Origin of the sequence: Providencia sp. PROV223, assembly GCF_028479245.1 — a bacterium.
In the GTDB taxonomy this organism is placed as follows: Bacteria; Pseudomonadota; Gammaproteobacteria; order Enterobacterales; family Enterobacteriaceae; genus Providencia; species Providencia rettgeri.
In genome coordinates, this window is sequence record NZ_JAMPNG010000011.1 from 130,636 (window position 1) to 144,347 (window position 13,712).

Sequence of the window (13,712 nt, forward strand, 5' to 3'; positions counted from 1 at the left end):
TTAATTATTCCCTTCTTATTGCAAAGTGGAATAGTTCTAATTGAGAGTGATGTCACAGATATATTAATCAAAAAACTTATTTTATAAGTAAAAATAAGTAAATAATAAATAGGTACATTAAATGAAAAAAGTATTGGTTTCGTTATCGTTGGTAATTTCTACATCCCTATCCTATGCTGAAATTATTCCTGATGAAAAATTAAAGACATATTGGAGTGACCCTGAGGTTTCCACAAATACTATTGTGGATTCAATGACCCTAGAAGAACAAATTGGACAGCTATTGATGCCAGATTTTCGATATTGGGGCGTTGATAATAAGGGAAATAAAAAACCATTTATTCAATCAAATGAACAAATTGAAAATATCATTAAGAGATATCATTTAGGCTCAATCATCCTATTTAGAGAAAATTTAATTGATACGCCTCAAACAGTTAATTTGATTAATGCGCTACAAAAATCCAGAAGTAATCTTCCACTATTTATTAGTACTGACCAAGAAGGTGGATATGTTACTCGTTTGCGCGAAGGTACAGAGATGCCGGGAAATATGGCGTTAGGGGCGACGCGTTCTCAAGGCTTAGCTGAACTAACAGGGATGATCCACGGATATGAATTATCTCATTTAGGTTTTAATTTTAATTTTGGTCCTGTTGTTGATGTTAATAATAATCAAAATAATCCTGTAATTGGCGTGCGCTCATATTCAGACAATCCTCAATTGGTAACTGAACTCGCTAATAGTTATATAATGGGGATACACAAATATCCTGTTCTTACGGCGATAAAACACTTTCCAGGTCATGGTAATGTCTCATCAGATACCCATTTTTCACTCCCTATCATTCCTATTGATGCAGCAACTTGGCGAAGTGTTGAGTTAGTCCCATTTAAAAATACAATCAACCACAGTGATGCAGTAATGACCGCGCATATTATTGTTCCTTCCTTAGACAATAATACAATAACGGCATTGAATGGAGAGGAAATTGGAACTCCAGCCACTTTATCTAAAGCGATCTTAACGGATATTTTACGTGATGAATTGAGCTTTAATGGGCTAATTATGACGGATGCCATGGATATGGGGGCAATTTCTAAAAATTTTGATGGCAATTGGGCTGTCAAACAAGCCATCTTAGCGGGTAATGATATTATCTTAATGCCATTAGAGCTTTCTAACCCTGAACATATAACAAAACTTGATGGACTTTATGACTATTTAAAGAAAGAAGCACAAACAAATAAAGAGCTGGAAAAGTGTATTAATGAATCAGCAAAACGTGTCGTTTTGACGAAATTAAAAAATAAAATTAGTGCAGATGAGAAAGATATAGCGCAGGCTAAAAAAATAGTAGCCTCGCCTTTCAATAAAAATATTGAAGATATGGTGACTGAAAATGCGATTACTTTAATTAAGAACGAAGGGGTTTTACCGTACTCACTTAAGGGTGATAACAACCTCATTATTTTTTCAGATGAAAAACCAAGAAATGAATTAATTAAAAAACATCTTGCGAATATTGCTAACCAGTCTGATATCAAAATTACCACCCAAGATCATGTCGTGAAAATGATGGCGGATGACCTTAGTGAAAATGAAATAGAAAAGATAATTAAGGGGCAGGATTTCGTTCTCCTAGCGACGTATAACCTTGCATTACAACCTAAAAATGCACAAAAAATAATTAATATTGCTAATAAAAATAATGTTCCACTTGTCGTTATTTCAACGCGAAATCCTTATGATATTGCGTATCTAGAAAACGTAAATGCAAATATTGCCATTTATGGTATCACTGGCTTCGATGTCACAAATAATGTGAGAAATAGTTTAGAGACTAATATTCGTGGTGGTTTAAATTCCTTACTTTCAACACCAACGCAAGGTGTTATCAATACTCCAAAAGGTAAGTTACCTGTCAATATAAAATCACCTGAGGACACTGATATTCTTTACCCTTATGGCCATGGTTTATCTTATTAAGATTAGTCCTTAATTTGAATGGAGATGCGTTATGTTTAAAAAAAGCTATTTATATATAGGACTAATGATGATCTTTACTTCCTCACAGTCAATAGCCGATGAGTTTGAAATAGATTATGACCAACAAATTATAAAATTGAACCAAAGAATTAATGAATTAGAAAAAAAGAAAAGTGATTTAGAGAAAAAAAATAAAGAGAAAATATGGAACGTAGAATCTTACCTTGGCACTGAGCAAGAAATTGATAGTGATGATAATTGGAAGTTTCTTAAAGGGAGTGTAGCGACATCTCCTTATTTTGGCGCTTTTATTTATCAAAATAACTCACTTTGGATGTATGATATTCAGGTTTTAAAAACGTATTTAGATAATAATTCTGAGTATGATAGGACTCGCTGGCAAGTTGGTGCTACTCGAACTTTTCCATTTACGTTTCATGATAAGCCTGGAAACTTTAAATTACGTCTTGGTTATCGTAATGATAATTGGCATTACGCATCCATCAGTAATCCAGCATTAGCCGCGCCTCAATATAAAGGGGATATTCGAAAAGGTGAAGAACGCCATGAAATATGGGTGAGGCCTCAATTCAATTACAAATATTCAGATAATATTAGTTTTAATGGAAGCTTATCATTTCGCTTTATTGACCGAAAACTCGACTATGCACGTGCAAAAGGTGAATACGGTGTTTATAAGCGCAATTGGAGCTCAATTAATGAGCATTTTATTGGCGGTACGTATACCTTTAATAAGAAAAATTCTTTGTGGGTGAATTACCTCTATATTGATGAAAATCTAATTAATACATTACATAATAATGAGCATTTTCTATGGGCAGTATATCGTTATCGATTTGATAATGGACTCATGATTATGCCTTATACTCGTTATGCACTAACAAAAGGAAAACAAAGTTTCCGTGATTCTAATAATCAGGAATTTCTTTTTAAAGAAAAAGACAGAAGCCGCTATGGCTTTCAATTGCTCTATCCTATCACAAATGGAACATCCATATTCTGGGATACGTACTATCGCCCCGAGGTTACATGGACAAAAGGAACTAAAGAAAATAATAATTTTTGGTTCTGGGCAATCGAATTACGCCATACTTTTTAGTATGTCACGAACCGTTGATTATTGGATATAGCGAGTTTTATTATGAAAAAAATTTTTTATTTTTTAACTTTTTTCCTGACAAGTGCATATAGTGTATTTGCGTTAGCAAATAATGAGCTAAGTAAAGATATTGTACTTGGAGTAGATAGAGAGGCCATTTATGGCCCACTCCTGAAAGGTAAAAAAGTCGCTTTAATGGTCAATCAGAGTTCTGTTAACAAAGATGAAAGGCATACCATAGATAAGTTGTTATCGGAACAAGAAAAATACACTTTTAAAGTAACTAAGTTATTTTCTGTTGAACACGGCATTCGAGGAAACGAAGATGCTGGTTTTGGTGATAGTGACCATATTGATAGCCAAAGTGGGTTACCTATCGTTTCCCTGTATGGGCGAGATGATAAGGGGCGTTCACGAGCACACCCAACAGAAGAACAGTTACAAGATGTTGATATAGTTGTTTATGATCTACAGGATGTGGGTGTTCGTTTTTTCACCTATACGATTTCTATGCATCATCTACTCGAAAGCCTCCAAAAACATCATAAAGAATTTATGGTGTTTGATAGACCAAACCCACTGGGAGATATCGTTTATGGCCCCCTACTTGAAGAACAATTCATTTCAGGTATTGGTATGCATCCCATCCCTATAGTTCATGGCTTAACCTCGGGTGAGTTTGCATTAATGATAGTGAATGAGGGGTGGTTAACGGGTGGTGAAGATACTAATTGGAAAGCCCATGGCCAAGCCCAATATCAATTTCCTGCGGATAAACTTCATGTGATCCCGATGAATAATTATCGTCACGATATGCCATATCATCTACCCAGGGTCCCATCTCCAAATTTGAGAACAGATTTATCGATAAAGCTCTATCCTTCATTAGCATTATTTGAAGCTACGAGTGTTAATATGGGACGTGGCTCTGATCATCCATTTGAACTATTGGGCTTTTCATCGGAAAAATTTTACGAAACTGCACGATATACTGTTGATATTAGCCAAAAACAGTATGGATGGCCACAAGCTGGTAAACAGGTTTATGGAGAGTCATTGGTTCATCTCGATAAGGAGAATATTAAACCAACGATCAGTTATTTTGTAAAATGGTGGTTTAAATTTCATGAAAAAGGTTATCCTCTTAGCATTGACAGTGACAAAGAAGCTCAGTATTTAACATATCAGGATGAGTATTTTGTTATTCGCCCTCTCTGGTTAGCTAAATTGGTTGGTAACCAAAAGCTTTTAACAATCCTGAATGAAGCAACCGAAAAAGGGCTTACTCAGGAGCAGACTATTGCCTGGATTGAACAAAGCTGGCGTGAAGAAAATCAAGCTTATTTAAAATTACGTGATAAATACAAACTATATTAATACTTAATTTGGGTAGACGGTTTTGAAGAGGCTTGTTGCAAATAATAAATTAGATCCGTGTGTATTTTATGGCTTTATCCCGTAGACGTGAAAAACCGGGTCGTTCATTGGCTGCAACCGATCCACTAATACGCTCTTAAATAATTCAATAGGGCTCAGCTTTAAAACTAGCTACTTCAATTTATCTTCTTTGGTTTGCTGTATTTTGTTCCAGTGTCGAAACTCAGCAATAAGCATAAAACTCGTGACATAACGACATTATCCATCCGAAATAGATATCGAATAATAACGTATATACGAATTTAATTAAGCTTGGTTTCGTACACCACTTATTACGTCAGTACGAAACCGAATGCTTTCGTACACAAAGAAATTATTTTGACCTTCTAGTACCCACACCAATACTGTATACATAACCATCATCAAGTGGCGCTAAAATTATGGCAAAAGATAAAACCTATTATTCTGTGCCTGCAAGACAGAAGTATTCTATGTAAAAGGCTGGCTTACAACGTAGTTTTATTGTTCTAGAGCTGTTTTGTTAAATACAAAGAGTGACTATTTAAAGCCATTTTTCACGAAAAATGGATAATAGAATACGTGATATCTGTCGATAACATCAGTATTATCTATCGTCATAACTTATATTATTACTGTATGTTGAGAAATCTGATGTATGCTAAAAACCCTTTTTCTTTAAAGTTACTCCATCCCAAATATGCCACTACATGGATAGGGATTATGACTTTATTTTTATTGGTTCAACTTCCTTACAAATGGCAAATTAAACTTGGTGGGTTTCTGGGTAAAAATTCGAAGTATTTTATTAAAAGAAGAGTTTCAATAATAAAAAGAAACTTGGAATTATGTTTTCCAAATAAAAATGCCAAAGAAATTGACGCTCTAGTTGTAGAAAACTTAAGAGCGCTTGGTATCGCATTATTTGAAACAGGAATAGCGTGGTTTTGGAGTGATAAAAAAATCAAAAAACTTTTTCAAGTCAAAGGGATATCTAACTATCAAGAAGCATATTCCCAAAATAAAGGGGTCATTATCATCGGAGTTCACTTTATGTCATTAGAATTAGGCGGGAGGGTAATGGGGCTTTGCTTTCCAGTTAATGCGATGTATAGGCCACATAATAATAAGGCTATGGAATACATTCAAACAAAAGGACGTTGTAGATCAGGGAAAGGAATGATTAACCGTAAAAATTTAAGATTTATGGTACAAGAATTAAAAAAAGGACAAGCTATCTGGTTTGCCCCAGATCAAGATTTTGGTCGAAAAGGTACCGTTTTTGCCCCATTTTTTTCTGTTAAAAATACGTCAACATCTAAAGGACCCTCAACATTAGCCCAGTTATCTCATTCGCCAACGCTTACAGCCACATTAATTCGCAATAGTCATGGCATTCCCTATGATTTGGTACTGGGGAAAATAATAGAAAATTATCCTACAGGTGATGCACTGCAAGATGCAACGACAATTAATCATGTGCTAGAAAAAGAAATAATGAGAGCACCAGAACAGTACCTGTGGGCACACCGACGATTTAAAACTAGACCTGCAGACGAAAGATCCTTATATCTCGGTTAATATTAAAGTGGATGATATATTGTTAATGCTGTTTATTTTATCAGATATGTAAGCAAAAACAGTATTGACTTCAAATTTTTTTTTGATAGATTTATCGCAACAGCAAAATGTAAGCTGTTAATACAATAATTACGGAATACGTAATTAACGCGATGATGTCAGGCTGCGATTTTCTAGTGGGTTACAACTGCAATGGTTAGTAACTGAAGTAAGGCTACGGAACAAGAGTCTATATCGCGTAGGGAGAAATGTACCTGTTTAGTTTTTATAGAGAAATTTAATTTTAACGAAGTTTGTAGGAAATAAATCACTCAGAAAAACCATATTGTAACAAGCAAGTACGTTTTTAATGCAGTATCAAAGTAATATTACGTTAGTAGTCATTAATGTTAAATGTAAAATATGCAGTACCGTAAAAGCCCTGACAGTTTTTATTTAATGTTAGGGCTTTTACTTTATATAAGAATATCTGATTTCAATTAATCGTATGGAAAATATAAAATTAACAGGTGATTTTCTTATGCAGTCGCTCAATCACGCTCTCGATAATTTAGGGGTTACTTCAGATGAGGCGATAAAAACGCAACAACTTATTATTTGCGAGGGAATAGTTGGGACTTATGACGGACTCAGAAAAATCGCCGAAAAATATCGTGAAAAAAGAATTCCTCCAGATACCCTCAAAGGGCACTGTTGCTAATAAATAAATGCAGTTGAGCTTTCTCTCTCAAAGTGAATTATATCTTGTCGTTATAGAAAACAAAAAAACTAGCTGTACTAGGCAGTATATTTTTATTTTCAACTTATTACTTTGCACTTCCACTGATGCAACATGAGCATACCTTAATGAGGCTATACCCTGAAGCTTTAGCGGCTTCTATTGCCCGTATAGCATTAAGTAGGTTACCTAGACAGAAACGATTTGAAGTTATCGGCATTTGTTTGCACCCAATTTTGTGTATTTTGTAATTACCTTCGGGTTCCATCGTCGTCTGAATATAATAGTTCATACATCTCCACATTGACATTTCACAAAAGATTTATAACTTATGGACCGCCATCGAGGCATCGAACCTCGACTCTTAGTTTTGCTAAGACTAAATACTCTTCCAATTGAGTTAATGGCGGAATGCGTTTACATCCAGTAGACCAATGCAAGTGTCGCTAAAAGCAACCCAGAAATAGTTAATACATTTTGCGTAAGTGATAAGATTCGTTGATAAAAGGTAGGTAAGTTCATAGGTAATCCCTTAAGAAATAAATCCTTTGGATACCACATCTATTTTTAAAATAAAAACTCGCAACGGCAAGATTTGCTTTTTATAGCAATGAGGTATGATGAGTCACGTATTATAACACATAACTCACTCACAAGGGGATTATAATGATATATAAAATAAAAAACCCCGTATTTACGAGGCTTCATGAGCTATATGTTATTTAAGCTGACGTCATATTAGATTTACAGAAAATACATTTAGCGCCATATGGATTACTTTTTGAGACATCAAAGTGATAGCGTCTATACTGAGATCCCTTACAACAAGGACATCTCATATTAATATTGCCTTAAAGCGCCACCACATTGGCTGCTGCTGGACCTTTTGCGCCATTCTCTAATGAGAAGCTAACTTTTTGCCCATCATATAATGTTTTGAAATCATCACTTTGGATTGCAGAGAAGTGAACAAATACATCTTTGCTTCCATCTTGTGGGGAAATGAAACCAAAACCTTTCGATTCGTTAAACCATTTTACTAAACCAGTCATTGTATTAGACATAGAATTTCCTTTAATTTTTGATTGCCATAAGGCATAGATGAGGTTTGATTTTTATTTTTACTTATGGGAATTAATTAGAAGGAATTCGCAATGAAGAGGTATCTTAGATAACGCTAAATGGAGAACAACTTTAAACTGACTAACATAAATAGGCCTGTACTTCCAAACCAATAGGTTCATTAAGCCACACAATTTATAGGATAGCAAACCTTATTCCCGTTTTATTTAAAATCCGGCTCTTAAACGTAACAGTAAGTCTTATGTTTATGTTAGACATGCTCGCACCTGTCGCTAGGAAGGATTATGTAGATAGACGTCGTCAAGCGCAAGGGGGCACAAAAAGCCAAACAAGTAGGAAAATATAAAGGTCGTCCGATCAACAAAATATTACACCAAAAAATTAAAGGCCTGCTGAGGGAGAGAAAAAGTTATAGCTAGATAGAAAACCTGATAGGTTGCTCAAAACATACGATTTCAAAGATATCAAAATAGATGAAATCAGCGAAATAAATGACTTATCTATAAAACAATTATCCTCTTAACACCTTGGTATTACAGGGTTACGAGCAAACATTGGACTTTTCGATGAAATGGGCGTGCCCCCCTAATAGCATTTACGATCCAGCAGACCCGATGGGAAAAATGTTCTTCAATGTGCTAGCGACCTTTGCCGAATTTGAAGGTGATTTAATACGTCTACGAACCCGAGAAGGGATGGCGATTACCCAAGCAAAATGAAAAATTAGAGGGAAATAACCGAAGTTGTCTGATAAACAACAAAAAGAGCTGTTTCGGATACATGAAACTGGGCAATATTCGATTAGTGATTTGGCTGAGTTATTTTCGGTCTCTCGACCAACAGTTTACCGTACTCTTTCACGAGGAAAAAAATGATCGACTTGACCATAAAGCAACGACAGCTAGCTAAGATAGTTCATGATTATACCTGCCAATTTCCGCTAACAGAAAGCGCAGATGCTGAACTCTTACAGGGATGTTATGACTATATGGAAGCATTTAAACAGGTAATGGATAGCACATCAAAAGTCCAGATGGATTACCTATGCCAACAATATCCAGGATATTATCGCTTTGCAAAATGGATGGAGCGACTCGCACAGAGGATTTGCTGATGGTGTTATTGAAGTCCCTAAAGATCATTGAAAAACTGATTTCGGAAATTTCGGCGGTTCCGGCGTAGAACCCCTAATATTTATAATAACGCGTAAAATAGGCTTCACTTAATGTATTTGCTGCTTGCGTGAGTGAGATTAAGTTAATGTCTTTCATTTGGGTTTCCTTACACCGCCATAAAATGATTATTTGGATGATTATATGCCATCTTCCCTAAATGAATAAAGTCGAAATGGCGATCTAAACTCCTCACTTTACAACTCAATATAAACCGGTTAAAAGTGACATAATGACACTTTTAACATGAAAAATAATACTCATGACTGGGTTTGAATTGAAACTGTGGCGACGGGGAATGAATTGGGGTCAGGAACGCGCGGCTGAGGAACTGGAGGTAAGCGTGCGAAGCTATAAATGTTATGAAAAAGTGCAAAACATCGCTGAACTCATTGAGCTAGCGACGTTTGCGTTAAGCACAAAAATGAAAACGAAATAGGGCCAGACTACTGTAGGGAGATGAGTTCTTCACGGCTTAAACCGGTACTTTCAACAATTAGGTCAAGGCTAACCCCATTTTTAAGCAAGTTACGCGCCATATCCAGTTGACGCTGATGAGCAAGTTGTCGTTCTTCTTGCCTACCTAGCTCTATACCTTGCTGTAATCCTTCTTGACGTCCTTTATCTTGTAAGCGTTGTGCAATATTCACAATAACCTCCTGATGTTTATCTGCCTGTTCACTCAATTGCTGGACAATATGTTCAAAGTTGGGGGAGTCCAGTGCAATGAACAGGTAATTGAGGATAGTGACGATGTCGTTATCATCATTATACTGTTGATTGAGTGCTTGTGCCAATAAGGGGATAATCGTGTCAAATTCATCCCGCAAATATTTGTGCTTCATCGCCAGCTCCATCACAGCCACCTTGCGATGATTAACTAGTTCGTTATCATCAATCACCGTCACATCAACCAACGGGAACGGCTGGGTATATAATTCATTAGCCATATCCGGTAATGGAAAACAATCGGTCCACAATTGAGAATAGGGGTAGGGTGAACGACCACCGTGATAAAACAGTACCGGCACGACTAACGGTAACGTTTTATGCCCTTGCTGAAGATGTTGGTTCATGGCTAAAAAAGCATAGTGCATGAGTCTCCAGGCCATTAGTTTATCGGGCGTGGACTGGTGCTCGACGAGAAGGTAGATATACCCTTCACCTTCCGTTGTTTGCACCGAATAAAGCACATCGGATAATCGAGAGCGTAGCTGTTTATCGATAAACGAGGAATTTGTCAGTGCCAATGTGCTGAAATCACACAACGCTTTAATGTGCTCAGGCAGGTGAATGTCAAAAAAGTCCTTTGCGCTATCAATCTGCGTCATAAACCCTTTAAAAGCCGCATCATGTGCCGTCGGCGTATGCTTAGGTTTCATTATTCGGTTACTCACTCCTCACTAAAGAATGAGCATCATAACGCAGAATTAATTTTCTGTCTGTTTTTCGGATTTCAATGTTCACGTGAAGTCTAATTTACATTTTCATCCACACTCTCAGTGCATTTAGTGACTTTATTTCAATGGATTAGCGAAATCATGGACGATAAATAAAAAATTAAATGCGTTTTAGCCCAAGTCATTGTTTTTCCTCTTATCGATAAAAACAGAAAAACGAGGGACTACAACGGCAATAAATGATAGTGCGGTAAAGAGTCATCAAATTCGCCCTGAAGATGGTGTTGTTTGATGACTTAACTAAATTGTGCTTTATCACCCAGCACCCAAAACTCCACCGAGTCAATCTGTTTTCCGTCATCACTGAATCCAGTGGTTAAAGCAGAGGCAGTAACATAGAAGGTGGGGGTTGCAGTCACCCTCGGCTTTTTCGCAATCATTTTTTGCCAGCGGTCATCACTGAGTACCACGCTATCCCACCCTAAATCTTTGAGCAACTCAGTCGCGTAAGTTAAGCGAAACAAATCACTTTGGCTGGCTATATCACAACAACACGAACGCCATAAATATTCTAACCGTGATTTTAATTTTGAGGTCATTAACCGTTGTTAGCCAAGGTGGATGAGCCATTCAAAATCAGGGACGATGCAGCGGTGAAATCGTTTTTGTTTCAGGGCCGTTTGTAACCAGCGAAGCAGAAAAAGATTTTCGGACTGGGCGTTTCGGGCAGCTTTTCCATCCCACTGCGCCAGTTTGAGCGCGACTAAAGCGGCAAAGGCTAATTTACCTAACCAATGATTTTTTTCTTCAACAGAAATCGGGGAATGAATTGTTTTTGTCATGCGGATCGTGATTGTTGTTTAGCGAGTCTTTGTATACGTTTTAACGTATCAGCGACATCCGATTCCGTGACAGTCCCGTTCGGTTGACCGTCTTTATCATAGCGTACCGCACCAGGCATAATCGTCGTGCGGTATTTGACACTATAGCTAATGGCCGCAAGGCTGCGTTTTAGCTTTTTGTACGAAATCGGCAATTCACGCACCTTTTTATCGGCAAATAAGGCTTCACGTGTGCCAACCGCCATCGGTCGAAGTTGTCCATTTGGAAAGAGTTGTGGCCAATAAGCTGAGATATTCGCGATAGCTTCCTCTAAGGGGAGATGTTTTTTTGGCGGCGTTGGCAGAATAACTTTTTTTTCTAACGGAATGACAACCGCTTTCTGATTTTTCGCGGGCGGAGAGGTCTCTTTTTTAGGCGGTTGGATTGGCGCTATTTTGGCGAGTTTATGGGATTTACGCTGTGTATTGACCACGACCTGTTTACGGCGACGTTGAATAACCGGTTCGGTACTTTCCGACTCTTTTTCTATCGTCGAACGTTTTAACGTCAGTGTTTTGCGTTCCATTCTAACCTCACACCAAAATCATTTTTATCATCAATGCATTAATAGCAGATTATCACGAAATTTCACCTAAATCACCAGCCCGTAGGGCGGTAGACGGCAAAAAGAGTCACAAAGAACGAATAGTGGTTAGGGCCGTCGAGACCCGCGTTAGCGGTTACGCGCTGTTTAATGCCCCCTATCCGCCCCCTGTCCTGGTTAAGCTCAATGATATTAAAACTGTTATTTAGGTTATTTGACCCTTTGAAAAACGCAGTGAGACGGGCGAGAGGCGTAGCCTCGATGAACGGCTGTAGCTGCGCGTTAAGGTGGCCAAAGGCCAGCTTTACGGGGGCAATCGCACAATGCTGCACCGTAATCTGAGCGACAGCCATTTATGGCTTGTAAGCGAAGGCTTTATTGGGTTTATCTCTTTAGAGTGTGCGGCTTGAAAAAGCAGAGCCGCAACTCCTTTTATAAAAAAGGACGTTTAGTTCAGAACCTAAAAACGAATTTAACGATAAAACACGAATATTATTCGAAGTTAATTGTAGAGAATAAATACATTCGAATTTAATAGGATAAATATCCAACGAAAATAGTCGAGATGTCATCGTCGAGATGAATGCAGAGATTGAGATCATGATTTTGCTGTTCAAAAAACACTCTATCCAGATTTAGGGCGAACGAAACCACCGCCAGTCAAGGCGGTAAATTTAACAGGCGAAATTAAGAGTCGGGCAAGTGTGCCAAGTAATGCAGATAGAGCGCTTGTCCTTGAAGGCTCGGGTACAAGGCTTTCATTCTGCGCTCAAAGGCAATGACCTCCGCGATAGGCTGCGTTACCTTCCAGGCTTCAAAGCGACGCCAGGCGGCATGCTCTGGACTTTCAGGCGCACGCGTACTTTGCGCTAAGGCTTTCTTTTCCTTCAGCGCTTTAGCTAAATATTTTTTCTCTTGTTTGAGCGCTTCATCTTCCCCAATCACCAACGTTTTAAGTTTGTTGAGCAAGTTGCGAAGTTTATGCTTGTTATCGAGGGAGGCGACATTGGCGCGCGCGAGGCGCAATACATGCTGTGCGTACCGTTTTTGATAGCTTTCCTTTAATCCTTGTTTTTCCATCCAACGGCTAAAACTGGCCACCACGTCACGTAATTCCAGTTTCGAAAAGCCGAGCCCGTGAAAAAATTCAGGCCGTATCCAAATCCGCATGGCTTTGTATTGCTTGGCCTCGATATCAAAATCGCGGTCAATCACAATCAGGTTAGCTTGTTCCCAATCGCGTAAGGCATGAAGTATGGGGTCATAACTTTTACGACCACTGTCATAGCGATACAGTTGACCACACAATTCCGCCAACTTCTCCACCGAACACATCACTTCAAACAACGCGTCACTTTCAGGGTTGTAATCCGCATAGGCAATCATGGCCATTGCTAGCGCATCAAAGGTTTCTCGACGCTCAGAACGCACGGATATCCGCTGCTTTCGGCTGTAGCGCAGTTGGTAAATATGGGGGTTGCGGTTCCAATCGTGACGCTTTAATGCGGCCGCAAAGCGACGCACAGGCACTAATTTCGGTAATCGCCCTAAAAATTTTGGCGCATAATGCCGATGAATTTTACCGATGGAACAAGGAATTGCAGGAATTGAGATCCCATTAGACATATCTCTCCGCACTTATGTTGTACGGAAGGAGTTGAATTTTTTTGCGCATAATTCTATACTCCCCGCTAGGAGTTCAACATTCCCCCCTAGCGGAATTACTCTGATGACCCCTGATAATCTTTTCGTCCCGCCAAGAATGAAGAAGATGTCAGGGGTTTTCTATTTGGGTTCACAGCACATGTTTGTGTGTTACATCCCATA

The 13,712-nt window shown here is 38.2% G+C and carries 12 protein-coding genes and 3 pseudogenes; 7 read left to right on the top strand and 8 right to left on the bottom strand.

The window, feature by feature from the left end; genetic code table 11:
• Window positions 1-121 precede the first annotated feature (121 nt).
• The 3 genes from PR767_RS13770 to PR767_RS13780 are packed head-to-tail and all read left to right on the top strand — an operon-like array spanning window position 122 to window position 4,487.
• The gene (locus tag PR767_RS13770; protein ID WP_272520453.1) at window positions 122-1,990 is read left to right on the top strand and encodes a glycoside hydrolase family 3 protein; all 1,869 of its coding nucleotides are present in this window, start codon (window positions 122-124) and stop codon (window positions 1,988-1,990) included.
• 31 nt (window positions 1,991-2,021) lie between these two features.
• Window positions 2,022-3,110, top strand: coding sequence for a hypothetical protein (locus PR767_RS13775; RefSeq protein ID WP_123382856.1), 1,089 nt, complete (start codon window positions 2,022-2,024; stop codon window positions 3,108-3,110).
• Window positions 3,111-3,161: 51 nt separating this feature from the next.
• On the top strand, window positions 3,162-4,487 hold the full coding sequence (locus PR767_RS13780) for an exo-beta-N-acetylmuramidase NamZ family protein (RefSeq protein ID WP_371021571.1): 1,326 nt from the start codon (window positions 3,162-3,164) through the stop codon (window positions 4,485-4,487).
• A 73-nt stretch (window positions 4,488-4,560) separates the two neighbouring features.
• Here the strand turns inward: PR767_RS13780 and PR767_RS21220 are convergent.
• Window positions 4,561-4,701: pseudogene (locus PR767_RS21220) on the bottom strand (recombinase family protein); the annotation flags it as partial.
• Between the two features lie 458 nt (window positions 4,702-5,159).
• Here PR767_RS21220 and lpxL point away from each other — a divergent pair.
• The gene (gene lpxL / locus PR767_RS13785) at window positions 5,160-6,086 is read left to right on the top strand and encodes an LpxL/LpxP family Kdo(2)-lipid IV(A) lauroyl/palmitoleoyl acyltransferase (protein ID WP_267751237.1); all 927 of its coding nucleotides are present in this window, start codon (window positions 5,160-5,162) and stop codon (window positions 6,084-6,086) included.
• Window positions 6,087-6,606: 520 nt separating this feature from the next.
• Window positions 6,607-6,786 carry a hypothetical protein gene (locus PR767_RS13790; protein WP_110592972.1) on the top strand — a complete coding sequence of 60 codons (180 nt, stop codon included), beginning with the start codon at window positions 6,607-6,609 and terminating at the stop codon, window positions 6,784-6,786.
• Window positions 6,787-7,526: 740 nt separating this feature from the next.
• Here PR767_RS13790 and ymcF read toward each other — a convergent pair.
• Together ymcF and cspE are read right to left on the bottom strand one after the other, a co-directional pair.
• Window positions 7,527-7,643: a cold shock small protein YmcF gene (gene ymcF, locus PR767_RS13795; protein WP_232799088.1), complete on the bottom strand. Its 117-nt coding sequence runs from the start codon at window positions 7,641-7,643 to the stop codon at window positions 7,527-7,529.
• Window positions 7,644-7,655: 12 nt separating this feature from the next.
• Window positions 7,656-7,868, bottom strand: a complete 213-nt coding sequence (gene cspE / locus PR767_RS13800; protein ID WP_110592971.1) for a transcription antiterminator/RNA stability regulator CspE — start codon at window positions 7,866-7,868, stop codon at window positions 7,656-7,658.
• 609 nt (window positions 7,869-8,477) lie between these two features.
• On the opposite strand from cspE, the pseudogene PR767_RS13805 reads away from it, so the two are divergent.
• Window positions 8,478-8,762 (top strand): annotated as a pseudogene (locus PR767_RS13805) (helix-turn-helix domain-containing protein); the annotation flags it as partial.
• Window positions 8,759-9,032: pseudogene (locus PR767_RS13810) on the top strand (arylsulfatase regulator). The pseudogenes PR767_RS13805 and PR767_RS13810, both read left to right, overlap by 4 nt.
• A 473-nt stretch (window positions 9,033-9,505) precedes the next feature.
• Here PR767_RS13810 and PR767_RS13815 read toward each other — a convergent pair.
• From PR767_RS13815 to PR767_RS13835, 5 genes are all read right to left on the bottom strand, one after another.
• Window positions 9,506-10,441, bottom strand: a complete 936-nt coding sequence (locus PR767_RS13815) for an Rpn family recombination-promoting nuclease/putative transposase (protein ID WP_110592970.1) — start codon at window positions 10,439-10,441, stop codon at window positions 9,506-9,508.
• 314 nt (window positions 10,442-10,755) lie between these two features.
• On the bottom strand, window positions 10,756-11,058 hold the full coding sequence (locus PR767_RS13820; protein ID WP_272520454.1) for a hypothetical protein: 303 nt from the start codon (window positions 11,056-11,058) through the stop codon (window positions 10,756-10,758).
• A gap of 9 nt (window positions 11,059-11,067) precedes the next feature.
• Complete coding sequence (locus PR767_RS13825) at window positions 11,068-11,301, bottom strand: DUF2913 family protein (protein ID WP_232801087.1); 234 nt, start codon at window positions 11,299-11,301, stop codon at window positions 11,068-11,070.
• Window positions 11,298-11,867 (bottom strand): ProQ/FINO family protein, encoded by a 570-nt coding sequence (locus PR767_RS13830; RefSeq protein ID WP_272520455.1) that lies wholly within the window; start codon window positions 11,865-11,867, stop codon window positions 11,298-11,300. The genes PR767_RS13825 and PR767_RS13830 overlap by 4 nt, the downstream gene beginning before the upstream one ends.
• 705 nt (window positions 11,868-12,572) lie before the next feature.
• Window positions 12,573-13,511 (bottom strand): RepA family replication protein, encoded by a 939-nt coding sequence (locus tag PR767_RS13835; RefSeq protein ID WP_272520456.1) that lies wholly within the window; start codon window positions 13,509-13,511, stop codon window positions 12,573-12,575.
• Window positions 13,512-13,712 lie beyond the last annotated feature (201 nt).